Annotated in this window: 27 protein-coding genes; 10 read left to right on the forward strand and 17 right to left on the reverse strand. The window is 70.9% G+C overall.

Annotated elements, in window-relative coordinates; all coding sequences use genetic code 11:
• Positions 1-15: 15 nt before the first annotated feature.
• Entirely contained in the window at positions 16-657 is a 642-nt protein-coding gene (locus GA0116996_RS19205) for an OmpW/AlkL family protein (protein ID WP_092314814.1), read from the forward strand.
• Between the two features lie 77 nt (positions 658-734).
• Here the strand turns inward: GA0116996_RS19205 and GA0116996_RS19210 are convergent, their stop codons facing one another.
• The gene (locus GA0116996_RS19210; RefSeq protein WP_165835186.1) at positions 735-2,213 is read right to left on the reverse strand and encodes an AMP nucleosidase; all 1,479 of its coding nucleotides are present in this window, start codon (positions 2,211-2,213) and stop codon (positions 735-737) included.
• 196 nt (positions 2,214-2,409) lie between these two features.
• On the opposite strand from GA0116996_RS19210, the gene GA0116996_RS19215 reads away from it, so the two are divergent.
• Positions 2,410-2,799: a GNAT family N-acetyltransferase gene (locus GA0116996_RS19215; protein ID WP_012354928.1), complete on the forward strand. Its 390-nt coding sequence runs from the start codon at positions 2,410-2,412 to the stop codon at positions 2,797-2,799.
• 23 nt (positions 2,800-2,822) lie between these two features.
• On the opposite strand, the gene GA0116996_RS19220 is transcribed toward GA0116996_RS19215, so the two are convergent.
• The 5 genes from GA0116996_RS19220 to GA0116996_RS19240 form a co-directional block, all read right to left on the reverse strand.
• On the reverse strand, positions 2,823-3,572 hold the full coding sequence (locus GA0116996_RS19220; RefSeq protein WP_092314818.1) for an NADPH-dependent F420 reductase: 750 nt from the start codon (positions 3,570-3,572) through the stop codon (positions 2,823-2,825).
• 86 nt (positions 3,573-3,658) lie between these two features.
• Positions 3,659-4,708: an MBL fold metallo-hydrolase gene (locus GA0116996_RS19225; protein WP_092314820.1), complete on the reverse strand. Its 1,050-nt coding sequence runs from the start codon at positions 4,706-4,708 to the stop codon at positions 3,659-3,661.
• Positions 4,709-4,895: 187 nt separating this feature from the next.
• Positions 4,896-5,861, reverse strand: coding sequence for a Bug family tripartite tricarboxylate transporter substrate binding protein (locus GA0116996_RS19230; RefSeq protein ID WP_092314822.1), 966 nt, complete (start codon positions 5,859-5,861; stop codon positions 4,896-4,898).
• Positions 5,862-5,901: 40 nt separating this feature from the next.
• Entirely contained in the window at positions 5,902-6,255 is a 354-nt protein-coding gene (locus GA0116996_RS19235) for an AtuA-related protein (RefSeq protein ID WP_092314824.1), read from the reverse strand.
• A gap of 10 nt (positions 6,256-6,265) precedes the next feature.
• Positions 6,266-7,627: an acyclic terpene utilization AtuA family protein gene (locus GA0116996_RS19240; RefSeq protein WP_092314825.1), complete on the reverse strand. Its 1,362-nt coding sequence runs from the start codon at positions 7,625-7,627 to the stop codon at positions 6,266-6,268.
• 124 nt (positions 7,628-7,751) lie between these two features.
• On the opposite strand from GA0116996_RS19240, the gene GA0116996_RS19245 reads away from it, so the two are divergent.
• Positions 7,752-8,657 (forward strand): LysR family transcriptional regulator, encoded by a 906-nt coding sequence (locus tag GA0116996_RS19245; protein WP_092314827.1) that lies wholly within the window; start codon positions 7,752-7,754, stop codon positions 8,655-8,657.
• A gap of 78 nt (positions 8,658-8,735) precedes the next feature.
• Here the strand turns inward: GA0116996_RS19245 and GA0116996_RS19250 are convergent, their stop codons facing one another.
• The 8 genes from GA0116996_RS19250 to GA0116996_RS19285 form a co-directional block, all read right to left on the reverse strand.
• Positions 8,736-9,527 carry an SDR family oxidoreductase gene (locus GA0116996_RS19250; RefSeq protein WP_092314829.1) on the reverse strand — a complete coding sequence of 264 codons (792 nt, stop codon included), beginning with the start codon at positions 9,525-9,527 and terminating at the stop codon, positions 8,736-8,738.
• A 47-nt stretch (positions 9,528-9,574) separates the two neighbouring features.
• Positions 9,575-10,711, reverse strand: coding sequence for an ABC transporter substrate-binding protein (locus GA0116996_RS19255; protein ID WP_092314831.1), 1,137 nt, complete (start codon positions 10,709-10,711; stop codon positions 9,575-9,577).
• 270 nt (positions 10,712-10,981) lie between these two features.
• Positions 10,982-11,494: a DUF1269 domain-containing protein gene (locus GA0116996_RS19260; RefSeq protein WP_092314833.1), complete on the reverse strand. Its 513-nt coding sequence runs from the start codon at positions 11,492-11,494 to the stop codon at positions 10,982-10,984.
• Positions 11,495-11,719: 225 nt separating this feature from the next.
• Entirely contained in the window at positions 11,720-13,150 is a 1,431-nt protein-coding gene (locus GA0116996_RS19265) for an acetate kinase (RefSeq protein WP_092314835.1), read from the reverse strand.
• 75 nt (positions 13,151-13,225) lie between these two features.
• Entirely contained in the window at positions 13,226-14,128 is a 903-nt protein-coding gene (locus tag GA0116996_RS19270; RefSeq protein ID WP_092314837.1) for a flagellin, read from the reverse strand.
• Between the two features lie 10 nt (positions 14,129-14,138).
• The gene (locus GA0116996_RS19275) at positions 14,139-14,837 is read right to left on the reverse strand and encodes a C39 family peptidase (protein WP_092314839.1); all 699 of its coding nucleotides are present in this window, start codon (positions 14,835-14,837) and stop codon (positions 14,139-14,141) included.
• Entirely contained in the window at positions 14,837-15,271 is a 435-nt protein-coding gene (locus GA0116996_RS19280; RefSeq protein WP_092314841.1) for a hypothetical protein, read from the reverse strand. Before GA0116996_RS19280 ends, GA0116996_RS19275 begins: the two co-directional genes overlap by 1 nt.
• A 180-nt stretch (positions 15,272-15,451) precedes the next feature.
• A complete protein-coding gene (locus GA0116996_RS19285; RefSeq protein WP_092314843.1) occupies positions 15,452-17,053 on the reverse strand; it encodes a hypothetical protein in 1,602 nt (533 codons plus the stop codon).
• Between the two features lie 704 nt (positions 17,054-17,757).
• Here GA0116996_RS19285 and GA0116996_RS19290 point away from each other — a divergent pair.
• The 4 genes from GA0116996_RS19290 (at position 17,758) to GA0116996_RS19305 (ending at position 21,547) form a co-directional block, all read left to right on the forward strand.
• Positions 17,758-18,543, forward strand: coding sequence for a GntR family transcriptional regulator (locus tag GA0116996_RS19290; RefSeq protein ID WP_062803991.1), 786 nt, complete (start codon positions 17,758-17,760; stop codon positions 18,541-18,543).
• 101 nt (positions 18,544-18,644) lie between these two features.
• Positions 18,645-19,694: a tripartite tricarboxylate transporter substrate binding protein gene (locus GA0116996_RS19295; RefSeq protein ID WP_092314845.1), complete on the forward strand. Its 1,050-nt coding sequence runs from the start codon at positions 18,645-18,647 to the stop codon at positions 19,692-19,694.
• Positions 19,691-20,977, forward strand: coding sequence for a 3-isopropylmalate dehydratase large subunit (locus tag GA0116996_RS19300; protein ID WP_092314847.1), 1,287 nt, complete (start codon positions 19,691-19,693; stop codon positions 20,975-20,977). The genes GA0116996_RS19295 and GA0116996_RS19300 overlap by 4 nt, the downstream gene beginning before the upstream one ends.
• 48 nt (positions 20,978-21,025) lie before the next feature.
• Positions 21,026-21,547, forward strand: a complete 522-nt coding sequence (locus GA0116996_RS19305; RefSeq protein WP_092314849.1) for a LeuD/DmdB family oxidoreductase small subunit — start codon at positions 21,026-21,028, stop codon at positions 21,545-21,547.
• 15 nt (positions 21,548-21,562) lie between these two features.
• Here GA0116996_RS19305 and GA0116996_RS19310 read toward each other — a convergent pair whose 3' ends face one another.
• The gene (locus tag GA0116996_RS19310) at positions 21,563-22,249 is read right to left on the reverse strand and encodes a phosphoribosyltransferase (protein ID WP_092315112.1); all 687 of its coding nucleotides are present in this window, start codon (positions 22,247-22,249) and stop codon (positions 21,563-21,565) included.
• A 283-nt stretch (positions 22,250-22,532) separates the two neighbouring features.
• On the opposite strand from GA0116996_RS19310, the gene GA0116996_RS19315 reads away from it, so the two are divergent.
• Positions 22,533-22,721 carry a hypothetical protein gene (locus tag GA0116996_RS19315; RefSeq protein ID WP_092314851.1) on the forward strand — a complete coding sequence of 63 codons (189 nt, stop codon included), beginning with the start codon at positions 22,533-22,535 and terminating at the stop codon, positions 22,719-22,721.
• On the opposite strand, the gene GA0116996_RS19320 is transcribed toward GA0116996_RS19315, so the two are convergent.
• Entirely contained in the window at positions 22,700-23,599 is a 900-nt protein-coding gene (locus GA0116996_RS19320) for a LysR family transcriptional regulator (protein WP_092314853.1), read from the reverse strand. The genes GA0116996_RS19315 and GA0116996_RS19320 overlap by 22 nt on opposite strands.
• A gap of 177 nt (positions 23,600-23,776) precedes the next feature.
• Here GA0116996_RS19320 and GA0116996_RS19325 point away from each other — a divergent pair, with 177 nt between their 5' ends.
• Positions 23,777-24,235, forward strand: a complete 459-nt coding sequence (locus GA0116996_RS19325; protein ID WP_092314855.1) for a nucleoside deaminase — start codon at positions 23,777-23,779, stop codon at positions 24,233-24,235.
• Positions 24,228-25,496 carry a cyanate transporter gene (locus GA0116996_RS19330; protein ID WP_092314857.1) on the forward strand — a complete coding sequence of 423 codons (1,269 nt, stop codon included), beginning with the start codon at positions 24,228-24,230 and terminating at the stop codon, positions 25,494-25,496. Before GA0116996_RS19325 ends, GA0116996_RS19330 begins: the two co-directional genes overlap by 8 nt.
• A 69-nt stretch (positions 25,497-25,565) precedes the next feature.
• Here GA0116996_RS19330 and GA0116996_RS28305 read toward each other — a convergent pair whose 3' ends face one another.
• A complete protein-coding gene (locus GA0116996_RS28305; protein ID WP_165835185.1) occupies positions 25,566-25,703 on the reverse strand; it encodes a hypothetical protein in 138 nt (45 codons plus the stop codon).
• Positions 25,704-25,897: the final 194 nt, after the last annotated feature.

A 25,897-nucleotide genomic window follows, 5' to 3' on the forward strand; every position in this document is an offset into this window, starting at 1 on the left:
AACCAAGCAGACCTCATGAAAACACTGTCTCTTCGCACCGCCACCTGTTCGGCCATCGCCGCCTGCGCCATGCTTGGCGCCTTCGCCACGCCCGCGGCCGCCGCGGACGACGCCCAGGGCAACTGGATGGTGCGGCTGCGCGGCACCTACCTCGACATGGCCCACAGCTCGGATCCTGTCGGCGGCGTCGGCCGGTCGGACCGCATCACGGTCAACAACAAGTGGATCCCCGAACTCGACGTCACCTACTTCTTCACGCCGAACTTTGCCGCCGAACTGGTGCTGACGGTGCCGCAGAAGCAGAACGTCTACCTCGACGGCAACAAGATCGGCACCTTCAAGCACCTGCCGCCGACGCTGCTGATGCAGTACCACCTCATTCCCAACGGCACCTTCCGCCCGTATATCGGCGCAGGCCTGAACTTCACGCGCATCTGGGGCGAAAACATCGCCAACAACTCACTGCAGCTGGATGGCTGGAGCGTGGGCCCGGCGCTGCAGATCGGCATGGACTACAAGCTGACCAGGAACTGGTTCCTGAACGCCGACATCAAGAAGATCTGGCTGTCGAGCGACGTGAAGGCGGGGGATACCAAGGTCTCCAAGGTGAGCCTGAATCCGTGGCTGTTCAGCGTCGGGGTGGGGTATCGGTTCTGATCCCGCCACGCAAGGCAAAAAGGCCGGCGCCCATCGGGCGCCGGCCTTTTGCATTCCAGCGGGAGGCGCGGCGACCGCTACCGGAACGCCGGCTCGTCAAAGCTGCGCAGCTTGCGCGAATGCAGCTGTTCGACGCCGTTCTCGCGCAGGATGCGGATCGCTTCCAGACCGATGGTCATATGCTGGCTGACGCGCTGGCGATAGAACGCGTTGGCCATGCCGCGCAGCTTGAGCTCGCCATGCAGCGGCTTGTCCGAGACGCACAGCAGGGTGCCATACGGCACGCGCAGGCGGAAGCCGTTGGCGGCCACCGCCGCGCTCTCCATGTCGATGGCGATCGCGCGCGACTGGTTGAAGCGCGCGTACAGCGACTTGGACTTCAGTTCCCAGTTGCGGTCGTCGGTCGATACCACCGTGCCGGTGCGCATGCGCGTCTTCATCTCGTTGCCGGACAGCCCGGTCACGCGCGCCACGGCTTCCTGCAGCGCCACCTGGATCTCGGCAATGGGGGGCACCGGCACCCACGGCGGCAGGTCGTGGTCGAGCACGTGGTCGTCGCGCACATAGGCGTGCGCCAGCACGTAGTCGCCGAGCTGCTGCGAGCGGCGCAGGCCGCCGCAGTGGCCTACCATCAGCCAGCAGTGCGGCCGCAGCACGGCGAGGTGGTCGGTCATGGTCTTGGCATTGGACGGCCCCACGCCGATATTGACCAGCGTCACGCCCAGCTTGTCGCCGCGCACCAGGTGGTAGGCCGGCATCTGCGGCAGCACGCGCGGGCGCGTGGCGTCGTCGGGTTCGGGCGCGCCCAGGTCCTGCACCACGTCGCCGGGCTCGACGAAGCGGGTGTAGCCGCCGCCGTCGCCGTCGCCCATCAGCGCGCGCCCCAGCGCGACGAATTCGTCGACATAGCGCTGGTAGTTGGTGAACAGCACAAAGCGCTGGAAGTGCTGCGGCGCCGTGCCGGTGTAGTGGTAGAGCCGCTGCAGCGCCAGGTCCACGCGCTCGGCGGGGAACAGCGACAGCGGCCAGGCTTCGCCCGGCACCGGCTCATAGGTGCCGTTGGCAATGCCGTCGTCGATGCGGTTCAGCTCCGGCAGCACGAACGAGGCTTCCAGCTCGCGCGCCTGGGTGTAGCTGATGTCGGTGGTCGAGGCCTCGATCACGAACGGCAGCGGGATCGGGCGCCGGCTCAGGCCCACCACTACCGGCACGCGGTGATAGCGCATCAGCCGCTCGATCTGGTCGCGGTAGTAATCGGCCAGCAGGTCGGGGCGCGTCACGGTGGTGCCATAGACGCCGGGGTATGCCACCGTGCCCCAGGACGGCCGGCTGTCGGTGACCATGGTCTCGATGTTGACCGAGATGCCCAGGTACGGATAGCACGCGTGCGCGGCCGAGGGCAGCGGCTTGCCGCCGGCGAAGGCATCGAAGCGCGCGCGCACGGCGCCGACCGATGCATCGTAGATCTCGCGGATGCGGGCAACCGCCGCATCCGCGTCGCTGAACTCGGCGAGCTGGTCGGCCGGATGCGCGGAGGAGAAAACGGGGGCGTTCATGGAGGCGATGATACCGCGCCGGCGCGTTGCCGTGAGCGACTACCCGGCGCGCCAGGCGCCAAATTGACGCGCCCGCGCACGCTCGCTACACTCCGCCAATTGCGCAGCACGGCTTGCCGTGCCGTTCTCGACTCGCGGCGCCCCTGGTGGCAAGGGGCGGCGAGGGGCCGTACATGCTTTGCTGGGAGAGCCGCCAATGGAAATCCGTAACCTGTTGCCCGACGACCTCGAGGCAGCCAGACAACTACTGATCGCCAATGGCTGGGCTCACCGGGTCGGCGGGCCCGAAAAATTCGCGCGGCTGGTGGCCAATTCGCAGCGCGTGGCCGTGGCGGTCGAGAAAGGCGAGGTGGTCGGCTTTGCCCGCGCGCTGTGCGACGACGTCTGCGATGGCTTCCTGTCGATGGTGGTGGTCGCGCCCGGGCACCGCCGCCATGGCATCGGCCGCGCCCTGGTGCGGCATATCGTCGGCAGCGACCCCGATATCAGCTGGATGCTGCGCGCGGCGCGCTCGTCCGAAGCGGCCTTCTTCGGCCAGCTCGGCTTTACGCCCTCGATGGTCGCGATGGAGCGGCGCCGGCCCTGAGCCGCCCGCTTCAATCCCAAGCGTCAGCGTTCCCCCATCTTCCGCCGGAATTCCTCGGCCGTACCCACCTGCCGGAACAGCGGCCCGCCCGGCGCAAAGCGATCGGCGCTGGCCAGCGGCCCGACCACCACCGGTTCGAATCCCGCATCGCGCACCAGTTGCGCGGCCACCTGCAGCGCGGCCGGGTCATCGCCCGCGATCGGCACCGCCACCAGCCCGCCGGGCCGGTGATGCTCGCTGGCAAACTGCGCCGCCCCCATGAAGTTGAAGGCACGCACCACGCGCGCGCCGCGCAGGTAGCGCGCAGTGGTGAGGCCGATGCCATCGCGGCGCGCCTCGTCGGCGATGGGGCCGTCGCGGTGTGCATAGGCGTTGGTGGCATCGAGCACGATCTTGCCTTGCCAGGCGCCGGCATGGTCGCGGCTGAGTTGCGGCAGCGCGCCATAGGGCGTGGCCAGGAACAGCACGTCCGAGAACGCAATAGCCTCGGCCACGGTGCCGGCGCGCGCGAGCGTACCCAGTTCTTCGACCAGCGGCTTGAGCGCCTCCGGGTGGCGCGACGAGAACAGGACCGGATGCCCCGCCTTGACCCACAAGCCGCCGACGGTGCCCCCGATGCGGCCCGAGCCGATCACGCCGATGCGCTGCGCCGCGGCCTCGCGGGCCGGCGCCGGCCCGGGCTGGGCGCGCACGGCGCGCGCCAGGGGTGCGGCCAGCAACAGGGCCGCGGCGCCGGCGCGCAGCCAGCGGCGGCGGGTCACATTGGCAGGCATGGCAAGTCCTCCGGCAGACCGGGCCGACGCATCCGGTACGCGCGGCGGCCCTAGGATGACTCTAGGCGAAAAGCCGCCGCCCGTGGCTAGCGGTCGGCGCGTACCGGGCCATACTCGGCCGGCACCCACGCGTAGCCGGCGCTATCGCGGCGCACATGGCCCAGCCCCGGGAACGGCATATGCGCGCCGCCCACCCACAGCCGGCCCCTGGCGGCCTGCTCCAGGATGCGCTTGCGCGTGATCACGGCCTGGTGGCTGTCGACGTCGAATTCGATCGCCACTTGCGGGCGGCGCAGTTGCAGCGCGTGGTTGTGCACGATGTCGCCCCACAGCAGCAGGCTGTCGTTGCCCGAGGTGAACAGGTAGCCGCTGTGCCCCGGGGTATGCCCGTTGGCCTGCACCACGCGCACGCCGGGAACGGGCTCGCCGCCCGCGCCGCCGTTGAAGGTGCGCAGGCGCTGCGCCGCCTGGTACGGCGCGATCGCGGCACGCGCCATGGCGAACAGGCCCTGGGCCTCCTTCGGCGCCGCGGCGGCGTTGGCATCGCTCAGCCAGTAGTCGAGGTCGGCCTTGTCGACATAGACCGTGGCGTTCGGGAACGCGGCCTTGCCGTCGCTGGCCAGGCCGCAGGCATGGTCGCCATGCAGGTGCGTCAGCAGCACGGTATCGACCTGCTCGGGCGCGTAGCCCGCGGCGCGCAGATTCTCGCCGATGCGTCCCAGCGTCGGCCCGAAGCAGCCCGCCGCGCCGGTGTCGACCAACACCAGCCGGCTGCCGGTATGGATCAGGTAGGCGTTGACCGCGGTCTGCATGCCCGGCGTCGAGGCCACGAACATCCGCGCCAGCAGGCTCTGCACTTCACGCGCGCTGGTGTACTTGAAGAGCTTCGGGTCCAGGTCGATGTAGCCGTCATAGAGCGCGGTGACTTCCAGCTGGCCGATCATCATGCGGTAGTAGCCCGGCACCTGGGTCTTCTGCTGCGCCGGCGGCGTGGCGGTCTGCGCGCTGGCCGCGCCCGCGGCCAGCACGGCGCCGCCCATGGCAATGGCGATGGCGGCATGCGACAGGGCCCGGCGCAAGGTCGGGCGCGGGTGTCGGCGGAAGGTGGCATGGCGCACCATGGACTGCAGCTTCATATCCTGATCCTGTTCTGGTTGGTGTTGTCGAGGAGCAGGCCGGCGCCGCAAGGGCGCGCGGCCAGCGCATATCTTAGCCGCGCCTTGCCCGACAAGGCCGCCAGGGTCAAAGCGTACCTACTTCTGCGTAAAAAACGGGGCCATGTGGCCCCGTTTTCCATGCATGGGAGCTTGCGCTGCCCGGTTTTTACTCTGGCTGGATATTCGCCGCCTTGATGATGCGGCCCCACTTGCCGGACTCCTGCGACTGGAACTTCGCCAGTTCCGCGGGCGTGCTGGTAAAGACTTCCGTACCGGTCGACTTGTAGAAGCCGGCGGCGCTCTCGCTGCGCGCGGCCTTCACCATCATGGCGTTGAGTTTGGCCACCACCGGCTGCGGCGTCCCCGCGGGCGCGTAGGCGGCGAACCAGTAGCTCATCTCGTAGCCCTTGACGCCGGCCTCATCGATGGTCGGCACTTCCGGCGCCAGCGGCGAGCGGGCCTTGCCCGATACGCCCAGTGCGCGCAGCTTGCCGCTCTTGACCTGCGGCAGGCCGGTGGCGGTGTCGGTGATCATCATCTGGATCTGGTTGCCGAGCAGGTCGGTGATGGCGAGCGGGTTGCTCTTGTACGGCACGTGCAGCAGCTGCACCTGCGCCATCTGCTGGAACAGCTCGCCGGCAACGCGCGACGACGAGCTGCCGCTGCCGAAGCTGAGCTTGCCCGGCTGCTGCCGTGCCAGCGCGATGAACTCGCCCACGGTCTTGGCCGGCACCTGCGGGTTCACCACCATGATCTGGCCGCCGCGACCCAGCGCCGTGATGGGTGTGTAGTCCTTGACCGGGTCGTAGGGCAGCTTCTTGAACAGGTGTTCGTTGGCCGCATGCGTGGTGTTGGTGCTGATCAGCACGGTATAGCCGTCCGGCGCCGCCTTGGCCACGTCCGACGCGGCGATAAAGCCGTTGGCGCCGGGCTTGTTGTCGACCACCACGGTGACCTTGCTGTCCACCGTGATGGCCTGGCCGATGGCGCGCGCGAGCTGGTCGGTGGCGCTGCCCGCGGCAAACGGCACCACGAAGCGGATCGGCTTGTCGGGAAACTCGGCCCAGGCCTGGCCCGCGGGCAGGATCAGCGCGAGCGCGGCAACGGCCAGTGGCTTGAAGAACGGATGCATGGAGGTCTCCTGTCGAAATCGTTATCGTTGAAGCAAGGGTTCAGGGCTGCTCCGACGCCCCCGACGCGAGCCGGGGCGGCAGCGGGATCTCGAGCTGCAGCAGGCGGAACGACAGCGCCTTGCCGTGGGTGTCGAGATTGAGCGCATCGTTGACACCGCCATCGAGCACGCCGTCGAGGACGAAGTTCATCGCGTGCAGAGACGGCACCAGGTAGCGCGTGACCGCCGCGGGCCGGCGCTCGCGAAACAGCGCGCGCACCGCGTCCTCGGTCACGTGCGCGACCAGGTGGTCGAAGTCGCGCGGGTCATAGGCGATCACGCTGATGTTGGAACGGTCGCCCTTGTCGCCGGTGCGGCCGTGGGCGAACTGGTAGAGCGCGGCGGTAGCGGGCATGGCGGGCTCCTCAGTCGATAAAGGTGTAGGCAGGCGTGACCGCGGCGCGCGGCACCAGGCACGACACCGCGTTCAGCCGTGCGCGCTGCGCCGTGCGCACGCCGCCGCCGCCGGCAGGGCCGCAGGTATAGAGCGCGTTGACCTCGCGCTGCAGCGCCTGCGCCACGGCCAGGTCGTCATGCGCCAGCGCGGCACGCAGGCGCACGTCCTGCGCCTGCGCCTCGTGCGGCTGGGGCTGCGCGAGCATGGCGCCGGCATCGTCGGCGAGCACGCTGAGCACGCCGATCAGGTCGAAGCGCAGCGGCGCGTCGTGGCCCAGCAGCCGCATGCGCCGGCGCAGGATGTCGGCGGCCAGCCGCGCGCGCGCCGCGGCGTTGGGGCCGGCGTAGGAAATCTCGCCCTCGGCCAGCCAGCCGCCGTGGCTGAACACATTGGCCTTGAGCTGCGCCGGGCGCGGGTGGCCGCGCACATTGCGCACGGCAACGCGGTCCGGGCCCAGCTGGGCCACGGTGACGGCGCCGATGTCGGCCACCACGTCCGGCGTCAGGTAGGCGCACGGGTCGTGCACCTCGTACAGCAGCTGCTCCTTGACCGTGCGCAGGTCCACGCAGCCACCGGTATCGGCGGCCTTGAAGATCTCGATGCCGCCGCCGGCGTCGAGCTGCGCGATCGGGAAGCCCAGCGCGTGCACGTCCGGCACCTCCTTGCGGCCCGGATCGGCAAAGTAGCCGCCGGTGACCTGCGCCCCGCATTCGAGCAGGTGCCCGGCCATGGTCGCGGCGGCAAGCCGGTCCCAGTCGTCCCAGGCCCAGCCGAAGTGCGCCATCGCCGGCCCCACTGCCAGCGCCGGGTCCGCCACGCGCCCGCACACCACCACCTGGGCACCGGCGGCAAGCGCGTCGGCAATGCCTTGCGCGCCGATATAGGCATTGGCGCAGACAAAGCGTTCGGCGTCGAAGGCGTCGCCCAGGATGCCGTGCAGCCGCGCGCGCCCGGCCGCGTCGGAAAGGTCGTCGCCCTCCACCACCGCCACCCGCGGCGCGGCCAGGCCCAGTTGCTGCGCCAGCCGCCGCACGCGCTGCGCCGCCGCGCGTGGATTGGCCGCGCCGAAATTGCCGACGATGGGAATGCGGTGTTGCAGGCACAGGCCCAGGACCGGAGCCAGCAGCGCGTCGAGCAGCGGCTCGTAGCCCTGCGCGGGATCGTTGCGCCGCGCCAGTTGCGCCAGCGCCAGCGTGCGCTCGGCCAGGGTCTCGAAGATCAGCGCGGCCGGCTGCGCCGCGGCGATCAGCGTGCGCACCACCGGCAGCGCGGCATCGGTACGGTCGCCGGAGAAGCCGGCGCCGGAGCCGATCAGCAAGGGAGCAGTCATGGTCGGGATAGAAGTCGGAAACCAGGGTCGGGCAGGTCGGTTGCATTCTAGGGTCAGCGGGTCCAGCCAAAAAACGGATTATTTGGATTAATCTATCGACTTCCTGGATAGATCCGCTGGCGCCATGAACCTGTCGGTCAAGCACCTGCGCGCCTTCGTGGCGCTGGCCACCTACCGCAATTTCACGCGCGCGGCGCGTGCCTGCCACCTGTCGCAGTCGGCCTTCAGCGCGCTGGTGCAGACGCTGGAAGAGCAGGCCGGCAGCCGGCTGTTCGAACGCACCACGCGGCACGTGGAACTGAGCAGCGACGGCGTGCGCTTCGAGCAGACCGCGCGCCGGCTGCTGGCGGACTTCGAGACCGCGTTCGAAGACCTGCGCGCGCACGCGGAGCGGCGCAAGGGGCGGGTGTCGATCGCGGCGCTGCCCTCGCTCGCCGGGGGCGACCTGCCGCCGCTGCTGGCGCAGTTTCGCGCGCGTTATCCGGGCATCGTGCTGGAACTGTTCGACCAGCTTGCCGATGGCTGCATCGAGCTGGTGCGGCAGGGCCGCGCCGACTTCGCGCTGACGCCCGCGCCGGCGCAGGACGACGACCTGCGCGTCGAGCCGCTGGTGCGCGACACCTTCCACCTGGTGTGCCCGGCGGACCATGCGCTGGCGCGCAAGCGGCGCATCACGCCGGAGATGCTGGCGGGGCTGCCGTTCATCCAGCTGTCGCGCACGACCAGCGTGCGCCAGCACCTGGACGCCGCGCTGCATCCGTTGCGGCTGGCCAGCGTGATGGAGGTGGAGCACCTCGCGACCGTGGCGGCGCTGGTGCAGGCGGGGCTCGGCATCAGCGCGGTGCCGTCACTGGCGCTGTTCCAGTTCCGGCGCGAAGGACTGGCGATCCGGCCGCTGCAGCTGCCGTCGCTGGTGCGCGATATCTGCCTGGTGCGGCTCAGGGACCGCGGCGATTCGGCCGCGGCCGCCGCGATGATCGAGGCCCTGCAGGCGTTCTACCGCGGTGGCAAGGCGCCCGCGCGGCGCTGAATCGCACGCGCGACCGGCACGCAGAATTGGGTACGCTCTGGCGCGCAAGCGGCGCGCGATGCGCAAGAAGTGCCCGGGTCAGAAGTGCCCGAGATAGCCGCCGTCGACCGCCAGCACCTGCCCCGTGACATACGACGCCGCCGGCGATGCCAGGAACACCACCGCGCCGGCCACCTCCTGCGGCTGGCCCCAGCGGCCCAGCGAGGTGCGCTGGCGCAGCCACTCGGCCACGCTTTCGTCCTCGACCATGGGCTGGTTCGGCTCGGTGGCGAAGTAGCCGGGGGCGATCGCATTGACGGTGACGCCGTGGCGGCCCAGGTCGGCGGCCATGGCGCGCGTGAGCGCGTCCAGTGCGCCCTTGGTGGCTGGATAGAGCACGTCGCCGGCGCGCGCCACCTGGCCCGCGATCGAGCTGACATTGACGATGCGCCCGTAGCCGCCCTGGCGCATGCGCTGCGCGGCCAGCCGGCACAGCGCGTAGGGCGCCACCAGGTTGGTCTCGAGCATGGCGCGCAGGTCGCCGGCATCGAGCTGCGCCATATTGCTGCGGTTGCGCGCGCCGGCATTGTTCACCAGGATGTCGAGCCGGCCGTGGTCGGCATCGATGCGGTCGAAGGCCGCCGCCACGGCGCTCTCGTCGGTGATGTCGAGCACCAGCGCCTCGGCGCTGCCGCCGCGCGCCGCCAGCGTGGCAACGGCCTCGTGCACGCGCGGCGCATTGCGCGCCACCACGAGCACGTGGGCACCGGCATCGGCCAGCCCGGCGGCGATCGCCAGGCCCAGGCCCTGCGCGCCGCCGGTCACCAGCGCCACGCGGCCATGCAGCGCGAACGGGGTTCGGGAATCGGGGGAGGGGATAGGAGTCACCATGCGGGCGACTATACCGCAGCGGCCGGCTCCGGGCCCGTCGCCGCGCGCTAGCGGATCAGCTTGCCGGTGGACGACACGATCGACATTTCCACGAACGACGAGCCGGTGTGGCGCGCCGCGCTGTAGCTGATCAGGATGCCGCCGAGGTCATAGTCGCGCATGCCCTCCAGCGCCGTGACCAGCCGCTCGCGGGTCAGGTCGGGTCCGGCGCGGCGCAGGCCTTCGACCAGCACCTTGGCCGACATGAAGCCTTCCATGCCGGCGTTGGAGGGCTCCACGCCCTGCTGCTTCGCCAGGCTGCGGTATTCGCTGGCCAGCGTCATCTGGCTGGAATTGGTGCCCGGCACCACCTGCGTGATGATCAGGCCGCGCGCGTCGTCGCCGAGTTCGCGGATAAAGGCATCGGCGGCATTGTTGGAGAGCGTGACGAACTGCGCCTCGCTGCCGGCGCGGCGCAGTTCGCGGATCACGCGCGCCGCCTCGGAGCCCGAGCCGATCACCAGCACCGCCTGCGGGTTGGCCTTGTGCATGGCCGCGACGCCCTGGCTGATGTCGCCCATGGGCCGGGAGAAATTGACCATGGCCGCGGGCTGCACACCGCGCGCCTGCAGCGCGCCGTTGTAGCCTTCCAGCACATCTTTGCCGAAGCCGTCGTTGGCGTAGAAGATGCCGATGCGGCTCATGCCCGACGTCGCCAGGTGGTTGATCGCGCGCGCCACTTCATCCTGGTACTTGGCGCGCACGTTGAACACGTAGCGGTTCACCGGCCGGTGCAGCGTGATGGCGCCGGTCAGCGGCGCGATCAGCGGCACCTTCTGCGCGGCGATGAGGGGCAGGATGCTTTCGTTCTGCGGCGTGCCGCGCACCATGAACAGCGCGAACACCTTGTCTTCGTCGAGCAGCTTGCGCACGTTGTCGGGCGTGCGCTTGGCATCGAAGCCGTCATCGTAGGTGACCAGCTCGATGCGCCGGCCGGCGACGCCGCCGCCGGCATTGACCGTGCGCAGGTACACCTGCGCGCCGGCGATCTGCTCCTTGACCGAGCCCGCCACCGGCCCGGTGACGCCGGCCGACTGGCCGATGCGGATGAGGTTGCGGGTCACGCCCGGTTCCGCCTGGGCGGTGTGCGCGGCCCACCCCAGCGTGGCGGCCAGCACGCCGCACGCGATCCATTTCGCCTTCATTGTCTCGACCCCCTCCGCCTGGACGGCTGCTTTCGTTATTTTGTGGCGACGCCGCGGACAACGCCCGTGCGCCGTCACGCAAGGTACCGCATGCGTCCGACGTGGGCAAACCGGGAAAACAGGGGGTGTTGCAGCGGCATCACACCGGAACCGGGGGCGGTTCCGGTGCGGGCCGGGGCGCGCGGCAGGTGGCGCGCCGGAGCGCGCCGCGCAGGCGCGCGCAGAGAGACATGCGGCGCCGCGAGGCGCCGGGCGGCGGCAGGCGCCGGATCAGGGGAATGCCGGTATCGCCGGATCGACGCCGGCGAAGCTGGCTTCCGGGTGCGCGTTGCGCAGCAGGGTTTCGACTTCTTCGACGCGGGAGCGCGGCACGTCGACCATCAGCAGGATCTTGCCCGCCTCGATGTCTTTCTCGAACGCGCGCAGCCGGCTGTTGGGCGCGGAACTGCCGATCATGCTTGCGGCCCAGGCCCCGAACACCGCGCCCAGCACCGCCAGCACGCCGACCAGCCCCCACTGCGGGGTGTCGCTGACGATGGGGAACATCGCCACCACCACGCCGGCCACCACGCCCACGCCGCCGCCGACCATCAGGCCCATTTCGGCCGCGTGGACGATGTCGGAAGTCTGGAACAGGTTGGCTTCATGCAGGCCGGTCATGTCGGCACCGTCGCGCGCCACGAAGTGAATGTGGCGGTTCTCGACGCGGGCCAGCAGCAGGTCGTCCATGGTGCGTCGGGCACTCTCCAAGTCGGGCAACAACCAGAAGATGCGTTTGCGCATGTCTCTCTCCTTGTTCAGGCCGCACCACCGGTGAGGTTGAGGCTGGTCGGAAAGTACCGCTGGCGGCGCGGGGTTATTTCTTTGTACGCCGTTCATGGGGCCAGCGCAAGGCGCGTTGCGGCGCTGGCGCACGGTGCCCGCGGATGTGACGCGCACGCGTGTCCCGCCGGGGCGGGGCACGCGTCACGTCTGCCTAATGCGCCGCAGGGAAGGCGCCGTGCCGCGTCAGAAAGTGATCGGCAGGCGCACATTGACCTGCAGGTCGGGCGTGTCGCGCGTCAGCCCCGCGCCCACCGACAGGTTGAGGGTATAGCGGTTGTTGAAGCGGTACGAATACCCCACCAGCAAGGTGCCCTGCGTCACCCGCACCGAGCCGGGCACGGTCTGGCCGTTCTGCTTGGTCGGCCAGATGATGGCCTGGTCGTAGCCGATACTGAACGACGCCTTCTCGTTGAGCGACAGCCCCATGCCGAAGCTGAACTCGAAGATGTCCCCCGGCGCGATCTTTCCCAGGTTTTCCTTCTCGCCGTTCAGCACGGTGCGGCTGACGTTGTCGCGCGCAAAGTTGTGCAGGTAGCTGAAGGTGCCGAAGAACACCGCCGGATCGGTCGGCAGCAGCCAGGTGATGCCGGGCTGGATCGCGTGGAAGCCGGTGCCGGTGGGCAGCCCCAGCGGCAGGCCGGTGCCGGTGGCATTGCCCACGCAGCGCGTCACGCAATCGGTCACCACTTCGAACGGGTCCTTGCCGGTGTTGGACTTGTAGCGCAGCCAGCCGACGAAATACGGAATCCGCTCATTGCCGTAGTTGAGCTGGTAGCGCACCGTCGCCTCGACATCGCCCATGCCCTTGCCGCTGGAATTGAACACGTTGTCGACGGCGGTGCCGGTGAACACCTCGCGGCTGATGGTCGAGCCCGAGGTCTGCACGTACGGCACCTTGGCCTCGATCTCGAGCCGCTTGGTGACGCCGTAGCGCAGCGCGATCGATTCGATATAGGTCGAGGTCTTGACCTCGCGCACGTCGATCAGCCCGATCAGGATCGCAGGGATGATCGAGTAGCCGACCAGCGCGACACGGTTGTTCGACGAATAACCGTACTGGAACCCCGGCTCGACCACGAACTTGCCCTCGCCGGTCAGCACCCCGGGCTGGTCGATCAGCGGTGCCACCTCGGGCGGGCGCTGGTCGCTCTCGGGCGGACGGCCCACGGGCTCTTCCATGGCCACCGTCTGCGGGCTGGCGGACTCGCCCTGCTGCGCCCCGGGCTGCGGTCCCTGGGCGATAACTTGTTGTGGACCGTTGGCCAGAGCCGGCGCACTCTGCGTGGCACTGGCGGCCGCCGCCGCGGTGGCGGCATTGGTGGCGTTGTCGGCCGGCATCACGCCGGGCCCGGTGCGCTGTCCGCCGCGCTTGGCGGCCAGCACCTCGGTGCCGATCACGCTGCGCAGTTCGCGGATCACTGCCTCCTGCTCGGCCAGCGCCCGCTTCATGGCATCGAGCTGGCTGGCCTGGTCGGCGAGTTCCCTCTGCAGTGATTCCAGTCCGGCCGCGGGTGGCCCCGCCTCCGGCGGCGTCTGGGCCTGCGCCAGTCCGCCGAGCAACAGCAACGTCGAGCATCCCGCATTGCGGATGCCCTGCATCGACCGCTTCTTCATCACGTCTTCCTCCCCCGGACGGCAGGCTGTTATGCAGGAGCCTGCGACCTGTACTGCCCGCTACCTCGCTAATGGCTATCTCATGCTCGCGGCCCGCAGCAGCGCATTGTTCAGCGCCGTGTTGGCCAGTTGCGACCGGAAGGCCTGCAGCGTATTGACGCTTGCGTCGATTGTCATCAGGCTCCGGATGCTCTGGTTGTTCAGGGTGTTCTGGATCACGGTCACCGGCGTACCCGCCAGTGCCCCCACCGATGCGGCATTGCCCGGGCCGTTCTGGATCACGTTCAGCAACCCGTTGGTCACGACCTGGCCCGTGGCGGTACTCGCGACCGTGGTCGGCACGCCCGCCGCAACTGCTGTGCTGGCGCTGGCAGAGGTACCACCATTGGCCGCTGCCGTAGCCGCGCCGCCCGCCTGCGCGCCACCCGAAGCCGGAGTCGAAGCCGATGCCGCCGCGCCGGCGCCATTGGCGTTCATCGCCGCGGCGGCGTCGGCCGTGACCGGATTGCCCGCCAGGGCGTTGGCCACCGCGGCATTGGTGCTGGCCACAATGGCTGGACCCAGCGTCGCGGCGAGCCGCGCGGCCTGGTCCGCAGTGATGCGGCTGACGTCTGGGATGTTAATGCTGGTAGCGACCACCAGATCGCCGTTGATGTACACCGCGCGTTCGATACCGAACGAAACCTGCAGCCCGGGCATCTCGAAGCCGCCACGCATGTCGTCGAGCTTTTCATGGGCGACCGGCTTCCAGCCGGCCATGCTGCCGCGCGCGGCAGCCACAGGGTAGGAGTCGCCGCGCTCGCGCGCGGCCATGGCTGCGTGCGCCGGCGGCGCCGCGGCATCGGTCGCGCCGGGCTGCGGCGGCATGCCGGCGTGTGCCGTGCCGGCGTACGCCAGGCCGGCGCCCAGCACCATCGCCGCGGCCGCCGAGGCAGCGCTGCGTGGCACGGCCGGGGCCGGCAAGGAAATCTGCGACATGATGCGTTCCTCAAAAATCTCCGGCGCCATGGCGGGGCATGACCGTGAAGAACAGGTTGTCCCGGTTGACGCCCATCCAGTAAGGACCGCTGGGCGCGACGCGCCAGTCCGCGGCGACATTGAAGCGCGCCCGGTCGGTGCGGTTGTGGATCACGAACAGCAGCTGGCTGTCCCAGATGCGCTCGAACTGTTCGCGCGACATCGCGCGCGTGCCGCGCGCCGGATCGCCGACCAGCACGCGGTTCCCCTTCACGCCCTTGACCACCACGAAATGGTGGTAGCCGTTCTCGACGATCAGCACGATCGCCGGCACCTGCGTTTCTTCCAGCTTCGACAGCGGCAGCTCGAAGCCATCCGCCTCATAGCCCAGCGCGGCCAGGAAGCGCTTCATGTCCAGCAGCGAGAAGCCCTCGGCGCGGATCTTCTGCTGGTCGCCGTTGAGGTACATGTTCTGGAACACGGTGGCCTCGTTGATCGGATGGCCGTACTGGTATGTCAGCAGCGTCGCCACCGCGGCCGAGCCGCAGCTGAAGTCGAACTGCTGGCGGATGGTGGACTTGAAGCGCGCCTCGCGGATGCTGGTGACCCTGACGCTGTAGGGTTCGCCCACCGGCCCGTACATCGCGGCGTCGGCCGCCTGCGCGCATGGCACGTGCGCCGTGGCCAGCAGCCACGGCACGCACGCCAGCAGGATTCGCAGCGGCTTCATCATTTGAACTGGACGTTGACGATGGTGGCGTTCTGGATCAGCACGTTCGATCCGGAGTTCTGGATCGCGGTGGGAATCCCCGCCGCATTCGAGAACGCGCCTTCCGTGATGTGGTTGGTGCCTGACAAGGTGTTGACCGCGGCGTTGTCGGCCACGGTGCCGTGCAGGCGCATATCGTTGACGGTGACTTCCGCACCGCCGCGGACATCATCCAGCCGCGACACGGGCACGGCCCTGGCCGCGCCGGCGAACAGCGCGGCCGGTGTTGGTGCCGGCGCGGTTTCGGCTGCCGCGGCTGCGGTGGGCGCGGCAGCGTCCGCGCGCGCCGCGGCCATGGCGGCCTCCAGCCCTGGCGGCTCCGCGTGGGCCGGCAATGCTGGCCAGGCGAGTAATGCCGCGGCACAAGTGCCGACGGCGAAGCGGACCGGTTGCATGGTGTTCCCCCCTGCCGATGCGCCGACTCTCTCCACTCGGCTGCATGGCAACTTGGCTTGCGTAGGCATGACAGGGCCCGGGCGCCCGCACACAGGATGCGGGCGCCGGTCCTGCCGGCATGACTGCGAAACCGCCGGCCGGTCCCGGGACTTGCGCGGGATCCGGCCGCGTTGCGCGTCTTACCTGCCGCCCACGTTGAGGTTGGCCTGCACGTTCACGCTTTGCTGCACCAGCGAGGCCACGCCGCTGTTCTGGCTGGCCATCATGATGCCCGCCGCCGTCTGACCAACGCTGGTCATGGTGTTGGACATGTTGAAGGTGCCTGCGTCGACCAGGTTGTAGCCGCCGTTGCCGCCGGTACCGCCGGCGCCGCCGTTGCCCACGCCACCCATGCCACCGGTACCGCCAGTGGCCGCGCCGCCGCTGCCGCCATTGCCGCCGTTGCCGCCGTCGCCGCCGTCACCGGCGGTGGCGCTGCCGTTCGAGGCCATGGCCGTGGCCGCGCCCGAGGTCGCCGCCGCGCCCGCGCCGCCGGCACCGCCGGTGCTGCTCTGCGCGCCGCCGGCACCGCCGGTCGCCGTGCCCGTGCCAGCCGTCGCGGTCGAGCTCGCGCCGCTGGAGCCGCCCGCGCCGCCCGTGCCGCTGCCGGCGCCGCCGGTCGCGACCGCGCTGGAGCTGCCGGAAGCGCCCGCCCCGCCGGTGGCACCCGCGCCACCGCCCGTGCCCGTACCCGCGCCGGCCGTGTTGGTACCGGCTGCCCCGGACCCGCCACCGGCGCCGCCGGCACCGCCAGCGTCCGCGCCGCGGCCGTTGGCATCGCCGCCGCTGCCGCCCGCGCCGCCGGCCGAACCGGCCAGGCCGCCGAGGGCACCGCTGGCACCCAGGCCACCGCCGCCGATCGCGCCAGCGCCGCCGCCACGGCCACCCGCGCCGAGCGAAGCGCTCAGGGCACCGCCGCCGGTGCCGGTGGCGCTGCCACCGCTGCCACCCTGGCTGCCCGCGGCGCTGAGCGCGCTGCCGCCCTTGCCATAGGCGCTGCCACCATCGCCGCCCCAGCCGATCGCGGCGCCACCGTCGCCACCGTCGCCGCCCACGGCCCTGCCCGTGGTGGCATCGCCGGCGCGCGCACCGCCGTTGTAGGCGAAGGCCTTGGCGCCCACCGCACCGACCGCGCCGGCAGCACCGTTGCCGCCCACGCCGCCCGCACCGGTACCGCCGTTGCCGCCGGTGCCGCCCTTGCCGCCGTAGCCGACGCCGCCGTTGGCATTGCCGGTGTTCCTGGCCACGTTGCCGATGTTGGCGACCGTGTTGCCGGTGACCTGGCCACTAAGCTTGCTGACCGCGATCGCCTTGCTGGTGTTGAAGGAATTGGCGATGCTCGACGAGGCATTGCCCGCGTTGGCGGCGGCATTGCCCAGCCCGCCCTGGTCCAGCGTCAGGCGGGTGCGGTTGTCGGAGTTGGTCTTGCTCTTGTTGTTGGAGTTGGTGCGGTTGTTGGAGTCATTGGTCGACTTGTCGACCGCAACCGTCGCGGTGCGGTTGTTGGAGTTGGTCTGCGACTTGTCGACGTCGATGGTAGTGGTGCGGGTGCTGGTGCTGTGATCGGAGTTGTCCTGGTTGGACGTCGAGTTCTCATTGGCCAGGGACCCGGCGCCCCGTTGGGTTGAATTGGCGGTGGCGGTCTGATGGTTCCAGCCATCCGTGTTGGTATTGGTCGGGTTACCCCACGCCGAACCAGCAAAGGCGAGGGCAATCGCCGACGCCAGCATTGTCTTGTTCATACGATGCTCCCAGGAGGATTTCACAGTCACAGCGGCTCAGCTCCTGGCCGGCACTCATCGACGAGCGCGCGGCCGGAGGTTCAGGTCAGGCTTGCGGCCAAACCAGCCTGCCCTGCGCATAATCGGTGCCAGCTTCGTCACCCGCGGCGGCAAGTCCTTGTATTACAAGGGCCACCTCGGGTCCGGGCACGGCTCTGGCCGATGTTTTGCCGGATCAACATGGGTCCGCGCCGATGTGCCGCCGGGGACATGTCACATTGCTGTGACAGAGGGGTCCCATCGGGTTTCCGGGGCCCCTCGGGGGCAGTTAAAAAATCCTTGGTTTTCAAGCCGTTGCAGCGCCCGCTCGGGATTTGCCCTGATTCTCCGGCCACGTATCGGCGGTGAAACATGGATCCCGGGGTGCCGCCGCCGCCGCTCGTGTGGGGCGGCCCACATTGCCGCCTTGACGCGACGCTGGCGGCATGGGCAAGCGGGCGCCGGGCTGCGGTCGCGGCATCGCCCGCCCGCCGGCGCGCCGGCGACGCAACGCGGCGAATCCGGCACAATGCCTCACCTTGCCTTGATGCAGCGCGGCGCGCCCTCGCGCCCGCGCCAGGCCCTTGTTGCGCAAACCCCTCAGCGTTTATCCTCGCTAGGCCCCATGTCTGATTTAAAGTACATTAGAGGCATTACAGACTTGTCATCTCTCCACAAGGGAAACCATGAGTGAAGCCGTCGTTCCCCTGTATCACCAGATTTACGTGGTGCTGCGCCAGCAGATCGTCGAAGGCCGCTTCGGCCAGGGCCCCTTGCCCGGGGAGATTGACCTTGCCAAGCAGTTCCACGCGTCGCGCGTGACCATGCGGCGCGTGTTCGACCGGCTGGTGCAGGAAGGGCTGGTGCGCCGCCACCGCGGGCTCGGCACCTTCGTCAACCCGCATCCGGTGCGTCCGGCCGCGGCGGCCGGCGAGGAACGCGGCACCAGCCTGCTCGACAACATCATCGACATGGGCCAGAAGACCTCGGTCAAGGTGATCTCGATCGATGAAGTCCATGCCACGCCCGATGTCGCCGACTCGCTGCAGATCGAGCCGGGCGACCCGGTGGTGAAGATCGTGCGCGTGCGCCACTACCGCAACCGTCCGCTGTCGCACATCACGGTCTACCTGCCGGCGGCGCTGGGCCGGCCGATCACGCGCCAGGCGCTGGAAGAGACCCCGGTGCTGCGCCTGCTGGAAGCGGGCGGGGTCAAGCTTGGCCGGGCCAGCCAGGTCCTGTCGGCCCGGCTGGCCGACGTAGTGGTGGCGCCGCTGCTGGACGTGCCGGTCGGCGGCGCGCTGCTGGCGGTGCGCCGCGTGGTCAAGGACCAGTCCGGGCGCCCGGTGCAGCTGCTGCTGGGACAGTACCGCCCGGACCGCTACGAATACCGGATGGAACTGTCGCCGGCCGGCGTCGACAGCGCCAACGTCTGGGTGGAAAGCGAGACCCGCCCGGGCCTGCGCGACTGACGCCGCGGGAATTGCCCGGGCTTGCGTTGCCGGGGGTGCGCCGGACTGCGTTCCGCGCCATACTGCGCATCCCTGATCACATCGAGCGAGGAGCCGCCGCCATGCCTGAGTTCCGTCCGTCCAGCCTGACCCGTCCGCCTTCGATTCCGCGCCGCGCCACGATGCGCCGCCTTGCCACGCTCGGCACGCTGGCCGCATGCGCGCTGGCCCTGCCGCTGTCGGCGGCCGCGCAGGCACAAGGCCAGCCGCAGGCGCAGCTTGCCGGCGGCAAGCCGATCCGGATCCTGGTGGGCGCGCCGGCCGGCGGCACCACCGACACCCTGGCGCGCACCATCGCGCAGGAAATGTCGCAGGAGCTGGGCCAGCCGGTGGTGGTCGAGAACCGCCCCGGCGCCGGCGGCAATATCGCCGCGGACCTGGTCGCCAAGAGCGCGCCGGACGGCAGCACGCTGCTGATGAGTTTCACCAGCCATACCATCAACGCCACGCTGTACAAGAAGCTGCCGTTCGACCCGGTGCAGGACTTCACACCGATCACGCTGGTCGCCACCGTGCCCAGCGTGCTGGTGGCCACGCCCCGGCTGGCGGCAAGCAACGTGCCCGAGCTGATCCGCCTGGCGCGCTCGGAGCCGGGCAAGCTGAACTTCGCCATCGGCTCGGTCGGCTCGTCGCTGCACATGGCCGGCGACATGTTCAAGATGATGACCGGCACCTACATCGTCAACATTCCGTACAAGGGCACCTCGCCGGCGCTGACCGACGTGCTGGCGGGCCAGTGCGACCTGATGTTCGCCAGCACCATCAACGTGCTGCCGCACGTGCGCGCGGGCAAGCTCAAGGTGCTGGGCGTGACCAGCCCGGCGCCGCTGCCGCAGTTCCCGGGCGCGGCGCCGATCGGCAATACCGTCAAGGGCTTCGAGTCGAGCGCGTGGTTCGGGCTGTTCGGCCCGGCCGGCATGCCGCACGAGACCACGCAGGCGCTGTACCAGGCCGCGCGCAAGGGGCTGGAAACCCCCGCGGTGCGCAAGCGCCTGGAGAACGACGGCGCCCAGCCGATGGGCACGCCGCCCGAGGCCTTCGCCGCGTTCGTGAAGCAGGACGTCAAGCGCTGGGCGGGCGTGGTCAAGTACTCGGGAGCGTCGCCGGAATGAGCACTGTGCCCGCCACGCTCGCGCAGAAGCTGGTGGCACGCGCCGCCGGGCTGGCGCATGCCGAGCCCGGCACCGTGGTGATCTGCCAGGTCGACCTGGCGATGTCGCATGACTCCAGCGGCCCGCGCCGCGTGGCGCCGCTGCTGCAAGAGCTTGGCACCGGGGTCTGGGACCCGTCGCGCTATGTCGTGGTGACCGACCATTTCGTGCCCGGCGGCGACGCCCAGGCCGAATCGATCCTGCGCTTCACGCGCGACTGGACGCGCCAGGCCGGCGCGCACTTCATCGACGCCGAGGGCATCTGCCACGTGGTATTGCCCGAGCGCGGCCATGTGCTGCCGGGCCGCCTGATCGTCGGCGGCGACAGCCACAGCCCGACCGGCGGCGCCTTCGGCGCGTACATGTTCGGCGTGGGCGCGACCGAGATGGCCGGCGTGCTCGCCACCGGCGAGATCTGGCTGCGGGTGCCGGACACCATCCGGCTGCAATGGGACGGCCAGCTCGCGCCCGGGGTGTGCGCCAAGGACATGATGCTGTTCCTGTGCGCGACGCTGGGCATGGGCGGCGGACGCTACCAGGCGCTCGAATACACCGGCAGTGCGGTCGCGGCGCTGCCGATGCAGGAGCGCATGACGCTCACCAACATGAGCACCGAACTCGGTGCGCAGACCGGGCTGGTGGCACCCGACGCGGTCACGCTGGACTGGCTGGCGCAGGCCGGCGTGCCGGCACAGACGCTGGCCGCCATCGACCTGGGCCACTGGCGCAGCGATGCCGGCGCGCCGGTGCTGGCCACGCACCGCTTCGACGCCGCCACGCTGGCGCCGCAAGTGGCCGCGCCGCACTCCCCCGCCAACAGCGCGCCGGTCGACCGGGCCGCCGGCGAGCCGGTGCAGATCGCCTACCTGGGGGCCTGCACCGGCGCCAAGCTGGAAGACCTGCGCATGGCCGCGCGCGTGCTGCGCGGGCGCCGCGTCGCCGCCGGCGTGACGCTGCAGGTGGCGCCGGCCTCGCGCCGCGACCAGTTGCAGGCCGAGCAGGAAGGCACGCTCGGGATTCTCGCCGATGCCGGCGCGATGCTGCTGCCCAATGCCTGCGGCGCCTGCGCGGGCTACGGCGCGGCGCGCTTCCCGGCCGGCAGCCGTGCCATTGCCTCGACCGCGCGCAATTTCTCGGGCCGCATGGGCGACGCCGGCAGCGCGGTGTGGCTCGGCTCGCCGATGACGGTGGCCGCCAGCGCCGTCACCGGCCGCATCACCGATCCGCGCACGCTGCTGGAGTAACGCGCGGCCCCCACCTCGTGCCCGCCGCCGGCGGGACAGACTTCCCGCATGACCTCTGCCCTCGCCCCCGCCCCTGCCGGCCGCCTCTGGCGCTTCGGCGACAACATCGACACCGATGCCATGGCCCCCGCCGTGCTGATGAAAGCGCCGCTGCCGGTGCTGGCCAGGCATTGCCTGGCCTCGGTGCGCCCGGAGTTTCCCGGCAGCGTGCGCCCCGGCGACGTGCTGGTGGCGGGCGCCAATTTCGGCATCGGCTCCTCGCGCGAGCAGGCGCCGCAGGCGCTGCGCGAACTGGGCGTGGGCGCGGTGGTGGCGCAATCGTTCGGCGGGCTGTTCTATCGCAACGCCATCAACCTGGGCCTGCCGGTGCTGGTCTGTGCCGACACCAGCCGGCTCGTCGACGGCGCGCACGCGGTGCTGGACCTGGATACCGCACAATTACGGCTCGACGACGGCAGCGTGGCCGCGTGCGAGCCGATCCCGGCGTTCCTGCGCGCGATCCTGGCCGCCGGCGGGCTGGTGCCGCACCTGAAGGCGCGCCTGGCGCGAGAACGCGGCCGCCCGCACTGACGCCGGCGCGGCCGCTCAGGCCGCGGGCGGTGTGCGCAGCAGCGCCAGCGCCTCTTCGTCGCTGGTCTGGCTGAAATCGAGGTAGAACGCGCCCACCGCGCCGAAGCTGGGCGGCGTGTTCAGGCAGATCACCTCGTCGGCGGCCGCGGCCAGGCTGGCTAGGCCGTCCTGCGAGCCCACCGGGGTGGCCGCGATCACGCGCGCCGCGCCGGCCATGCGCACGCCTTCGAGCGCGGCGCGCATGGTGGCACCGGTGGCCACGCCGTCATCGACCACGATCACCACCCGTCCGGCGCGGGCCGGCACCGGCTTGCCGCCGCGGTAGCGCTGCTGGCGCCGGGCGATCTCGTCGAGCTGGCGGCCGCGCTCGGCATCGAAGCTGCCGCTGTCGACGGCGCGCCGCGCCCAGGGGTCGTCATTGACCACCGTGTGCGGTCCGCCGCCGCCGGCATCGCCCTCCACCACCGCGCCGAGCGCCAGCTCCGGGTAGCCCAGCGCGCCGATCTTGCGCACCAGCAGCACGTCCAGCTGCCCGTCCAGCGCGCGCGCCACCTCGAACGCCACCGGCACGCCGCCGCGCGGCAACGCCAGCACCAGCGGCGGCTGGCCCAGCTGCGCGGCACCAAAGCCCATTCCGGCCAGGTGGCGGCCGAGGTATTGGCCCGCCTCGCGGCGGTCGGCAAAGCACGGGGGCAGGGACATGGCGATTTCCATGGGAGGACGGGGACGGCCAGCGCAGGCAGTCTCTCCGCCAAATATAGACCCTGGCACTGCCCGCGGCGGCGGCCCGCGGGCCACATGCGGCGGCAAGCCGCCGCGATCCCGCGCCCTTGCATTGGGCGCGCTTGTGCAACAGTGTGTTGAGGCCGGGGCGGCTGACTTCGCCGCAGCGCAGCATTACGATGGCCACTGGCGCTGACAACGCCGGACCGACATTGCCGGGCAGGCCACCGTGCCCGCCCGGCCCGATTGCATGAGCCCTGACATGACCACGCCCTCCCCCGCCCGCGCCGCGACGGCGCAGACCCAGCACGACAGCACGGCAGACGTTTCCCCGCTCGCCGCCCCGGACATTCCCTTCGGTTCTCTCGAAGCCGCCGCAATGGCCGAGCTGCCCTACACCTTCCGCCCGGCCGGCACCTGCACCCGCTACTACAACGAGTTCTTCGGCTGAAGCTCAGGCGGCGCGCCGGCCGCCATCACGGTCTCGCACAACGCGGCCAGCCGCGCCGCCATGTCGCGCGCCGCGGCCGGCAGGTCCGGCTGCGCGTGCAGGCTCAGTTCGATATCCGGCACCGCGCCGGGCCAGCCTTGCTCCAGCACGGTGTGATGCGCCGTGGCCAGCCGCCGCGGCAGCAGCGTCACGCCCAGGCCGTCGGCGACCGCCGCGAGGATGCTGGCCAGGCTGGCGCTGACAAAGGCCACGCGCCAGCGCCGGCCGCCGGCGTCGAGTGCGTGCGTCATCTCGCCGCGGTACAGCCCGCCCACCGGGAACGCCACCAGCGGCACCGGGTCTCGTGCCACCGCCGGACGGCTGCGGCTGTCGATCCAGCATAGCGGCTCGGGCCAGCTGGCCAGCCCCTGGGCCTGGCCGGTGCGCTGCTTGACCAGCACCAGGTCCAGCTCGCGGTCCTGGAAGCGCTGCCACAACTCGTGGCTCATGCCGCTGGTCACCTCCAGCCGCATGCCCGGCCAGTCATCGGCAAACCCTGCCAGCACCGGCGTCAGCGGCCGCGCGGCAAAGTCCTCGGGCACGCCCAGCCGGATCTCGCCCTGTCCGGCGCTCTGGCGCAGTTGCCCGACCGCCTCCGCCATCAACTGCTGCAGCCGGCGCGCATAGCCCAGCAGGCGCTCGCCTTCCGGCGTGGTGGTGACATAGCGCCCGCCCCGGTCCAGCAGCACGCAGCCCAGCTGCTCCTCCAGCCGGCGCACCTGCTGGCTGACGGTGGACTGGGTCAGGTGCACGCGCTGCGCGGCACGGGTAAAGCTGCCGCTCTCGGCGACGGCGACAAAGCTCTGCAGCAGCACGGGGTCAAGACGAGGGTCCTGCATGGCGGCGTATCCATTGGTTTTTCCACTGCGGGCGATTTCATCATTTAATTTCCCAATTACCAAGCGCCGGCGTAGAGTTTCGGCACGATGCCCCGGCCTGCGTCCGGGCGCCATCGCCCCGACTCCACGTACCATGCCGCGTTGCACGCGAGCATGTACCCACTTTTTCTGCCAACCATGACCACTCACCAGGAATTCATGCGCGAGGCGGTGCGCCTCGCGGTGGCCAACCGCGACCGCGGCGCGCGCCCGTTCGGCGCCGTGCTGGTGCTCGACGGCGAAGCCGTCGCCACCGGCGTCAACGACATCGTTCACAGCCACGACCCCACCACCCATGCCGAGATGGAGGCGGTGCGCGCCGCCGCGCGCAAGCTGGGCCGGCCCGACCTGCGCGGCAGCGTGGTCTATGCCAGCGGCCACCCGTGCCCGATGTGCCTGGCGGCGATGACCATGGCCGGGGTGCAAGCGGTCTACTACGCCTTCGACAACCAGGATGCCGCGCCCTACGGCATGTCGAGCGAGGCCGCCTACCAGGCGCTGCGCCTGCCGCTCGACCCGCCGCCGCTACCGCTGACGCGGGTGGCGGTCGACCTCTCCGCCGCGCAGCTCTACGGCATGCGCCCGCGCCGTGGCTGAGGGCGCGCGCCCGCCGCGCCCTGCTCCACCGCGCTGGCTGGTGCTGGCGGCCGTGGCCGGCATCGGCCTGAACCTGCGGCCGTTCCTGACCGCGGTCGGGCCGCTGGCGCCGGCCATCCGTGGCGGCACCGGCCTGAGCTACCAGGGCATGGCGTGGCTGACGCTGCTGCCAATGCTGCTGATGGGAGTGGGCGCGTTCTTCGGCCCGGCGATCCGCGCGCGGCTGGGCGCACGCGCCGCGGTGCTGGGCGCGCTGGCCCTGCTGGGCGCCGGCTGCGCGCTGCGGCTGGGCGTGGCCGGCGGGACCTGGCTGATCGCCTCGGCGGCGCTGTGCGGGCTGGGCGTGGCGGTGGTGCAGGCGGCGTGCCCGGGGCTGGTCAAGCAGGAGTTCCCGGCGCGCGTGGCGCCGGTGATGGGACTGTATTCGGCCGCGCTAATGGGCGGCGGCGCTCTGGGCGCGCAGCTGTCGCCCTATGTGACCGAGCTGGCCGGCAGCTGGCGCGAGGCGCTGGCGCTTTGGGCCGTGCCCGCGCTGGCGGCGCTGGCGCTGGCGTGGGTGGCGCTGCCGCGGGGGCCGGCCCGCGAGCAGGCATTGGCGCCGGCCGCGCCGTCTGGGCGCCCGCCCATCGCCGCCGGCAAGACCCGCGCGCTGCTGCGGCGCCCGCGCACCTGGCTGCTGATGATCAGCTTCGGCGTGATGAACGGCGGCTATGCCTCGCTGGTGGCGTGGCTGGCGCCGTTCTACCAGAGCCATGGCTGGAGCGCGCCGGCCAGCGGCTCGCTGGTGGCGCTGATGGCGGTGGCGCAGGCCGCCGCGGCGCTGCTGCTGCCGACGCTGGCGGCGCGCCGCCTGGACCGGCGCGCGTGGATGGCGCTGGCGCTGGCCATGCAGGTTGCCGGCTTCGCCGGGCTGGCGCTGTGGCCGGAGGTCGCGCCGCACGCCTGGGCCGTGATCGGCGGCGCCGGCCTGGGCGGCTGCTTTGCGCTGTACCTGGTGGTGGCGCTGGACCACCTGCCCGACGCCGACAGCGCCGGCGCGCTGAGCGCGGTGATGCAGGGCGGCGGCTTCCTGCTAGCGTCGCTGGCACCGTGGATCACCGCCATGTTGCAGGCCCGCACCGGCAGCTTCGCCACGGGCTGGTGGTACCACCTGGCGTGCGCGGCGGTGGTCGGCGTGCTGACCATGCGGCTGGACCCGGCGCGCTACGGCGCGTCCTTTGCATTGCCGGCGCCCGCCGGCTGCGCGCGGCAGGCGGGATGAAACCGGCCCGGTCAAGCTGACGGCGCGCGGCAGATTCCAGGCTGGCCGTCAGCCGGCGCGAGCTGCAGGTCAGCGGGCCGGCGCGGCCTCCACCACGGCCGTGGCATCCGCCGGCGCCCGCTCCTGCGGCAGCGCGAACAAGGCCGCGGCGGGCGGCGACAGGCCCTGCAGCCATTGCAGGGCAAGCACGATAAGCATGACCGGCATGGCGCCTCCTTCCCGCATCCGTGGCCACTTCTCACTGGTATAGCCCATCGCGTCCGGGCGGCGCCTCATGCCGACGCGCCGCATTGCCATTGCGTACCCGTTTCTGCGTGCCCGCCGGGGCCGGCCTGGACACCGTAGCGGCCGCACGCAGCCCGCCCGTCTTGCGAGATTTATTTCCCATGTAACGTCACATT

It is taken from the genome of Cupriavidus alkaliphilus, assembly GCF_900094595.1.
Lineage (GTDB): Bacteria > Pseudomonadota > Gammaproteobacteria > Burkholderiales > Burkholderiaceae > Cupriavidus > Cupriavidus alkaliphilus.

What these genes read in the sequence shown, in the direction of transcription:
- GA0116996_RS19215 (WP_012354928.1), top strand. Translation starts at nt 2,410, where the DNA reads ATGGAAATCCGTAACCTGTTGCCCGACGACCTCGAGGCAGCCAGACAA.
- GA0116996_RS19220 (WP_092314818.1), bottom strand. Translation starts at nt 3,572, where the DNA reads ATGCCTGCCAATGTGACCCGCCGCCGCTGGCTGCGCGCCGGCGCCGCG.
- GA0116996_RS19315 (WP_092314851.1), top strand. Translation starts at nt 22,533, where the DNA reads ATGACCACGCCCTCCCCCGCCCGCGCCGCGACGGCGCAGACCCAGCAC.
- GA0116996_RS19235 (WP_092314824.1), bottom strand. Translation starts at nt 6,255, where the DNA reads ATGCCCGCTACCGCCGCGCTCTACCAGTTCGCCCACGGCCGCACCGGC.
- GA0116996_RS19290 (WP_062803991.1), top strand. Translation starts at nt 17,758, where the DNA reads ATGAGTGAAGCCGTCGTTCCCCTGTATCACCAGATTTACGTGGTGCTG.
- GA0116996_RS19320 (WP_092314853.1), bottom strand. Translation starts at nt 23,599, where the DNA reads ATGCAGGACCCTCGTCTTGACCCCGTGCTGCTGCAGAGCTTTGTCGCC.
- GA0116996_RS19295 (WP_092314845.1), top strand. Translation starts at nt 18,645, where the DNA reads ATGCCTGAGTTCCGTCCGTCCAGCCTGACCCGTCCGCCTTCGATTCCG.
- GA0116996_RS19240 (WP_092314825.1), bottom strand. Translation starts at nt 7,627, where the DNA reads ATGACTGCTCCCTTGCTGATCGGCTCCGGCGCCGGCTTCTCCGGCGAC.
- GA0116996_RS19310 (WP_092315112.1), bottom strand. Translation starts at nt 22,249, where the DNA reads ATGTCCCTGCCCCCGTGCTTTGCCGACCGCCGCGAGGCGGGCCAATAC.
- GA0116996_RS19270 (WP_092314837.1), bottom strand. Translation starts at nt 14,128, where the DNA reads ATGTCGCAGATTTCCTTGCCGGCCCCGGCCGTGCCACGCAGCGCTGCC.
- GA0116996_RS19225 (WP_092314820.1), bottom strand. Translation starts at nt 4,708, where the DNA reads ATGAAGCTGCAGTCCATGGTGCGCCATGCCACCTTCCGCCGACACCCG.
- GA0116996_RS19300 (WP_092314847.1), top strand. Translation starts at nt 19,691, where the DNA reads ATGAGCACTGTGCCCGCCACGCTCGCGCAGAAGCTGGTGGCACGCGCC.
- GA0116996_RS19265 (WP_092314835.1), bottom strand. Translation starts at nt 13,150, where the DNA reads ATGAAGAAGCGGTCGATGCAGGGCATCCGCAATGCGGGATGCTCGACG.
- GA0116996_RS19230 (WP_092314822.1), bottom strand. Translation starts at nt 5,861, where the DNA reads ATGCATCCGTTCTTCAAGCCACTGGCCGTTGCCGCGCTCGCGCTGATC.
- GA0116996_RS19210 (WP_165835186.1), bottom strand. Translation starts at nt 2,213, where the DNA reads ATGAACGCCCCCGTTTTCTCCTCCGCGCATCCGGCCGACCAGCTCGCC.
- GA0116996_RS28305 (WP_165835185.1), bottom strand. Translation starts at nt 25,703, where the DNA reads ATGCCGGTCATGCTTATCGTGCTTGCCCTGCAATGGCTGCAGGGCCTG.
- GA0116996_RS19280 (WP_092314841.1), bottom strand. Translation starts at nt 15,271, where the DNA reads ATGCAACCGGTCCGCTTCGCCGTCGGCACTTGTGCCGCGGCATTACTC.
- GA0116996_RS19305 (WP_092314849.1), top strand. Translation starts at nt 21,026, where the DNA reads ATGACCTCTGCCCTCGCCCCCGCCCCTGCCGGCCGCCTCTGGCGCTTC.
- GA0116996_RS19325 (WP_092314855.1), top strand. Translation starts at nt 23,777, where the DNA reads ATGACCACTCACCAGGAATTCATGCGCGAGGCGGTGCGCCTCGCGGTG.
- GA0116996_RS19285 (WP_092314843.1), bottom strand. Translation starts at nt 17,053, where the DNA reads ATGAACAAGACAATGCTGGCGTCGGCGATTGCCCTCGCCTTTGCTGGT.
- GA0116996_RS19260 (WP_092314833.1), bottom strand. Translation starts at nt 11,494, where the DNA reads ATGCGCAAACGCATCTTCTGGTTGTTGCCCGACTTGGAGAGTGCCCGA.
- GA0116996_RS19275 (WP_092314839.1), bottom strand. Translation starts at nt 14,837, where the DNA reads ATGAAGCCGCTGCGAATCCTGCTGGCGTGCGTGCCGTGGCTGCTGGCC.
- GA0116996_RS19205 (WP_092314814.1), top strand. Translation starts at nt 16, where the DNA reads ATGAAAACACTGTCTCTTCGCACCGCCACCTGTTCGGCCATCGCCGCC.
- GA0116996_RS19245 (WP_092314827.1), top strand. Translation starts at nt 7,752, where the DNA reads ATGAACCTGTCGGTCAAGCACCTGCGCGCCTTCGTGGCGCTGGCCACC.
- GA0116996_RS19250 (WP_092314829.1), bottom strand. Translation starts at nt 9,527, where the DNA reads ATGGTGACTCCTATCCCCTCCCCCGATTCCCGAACCCCGTTCGCGCTG.
- GA0116996_RS19255 (WP_092314831.1), bottom strand. Translation starts at nt 10,711, where the DNA reads ATGAAGGCGAAATGGATCGCGTGCGGCGTGCTGGCCGCCACGCTGGGG.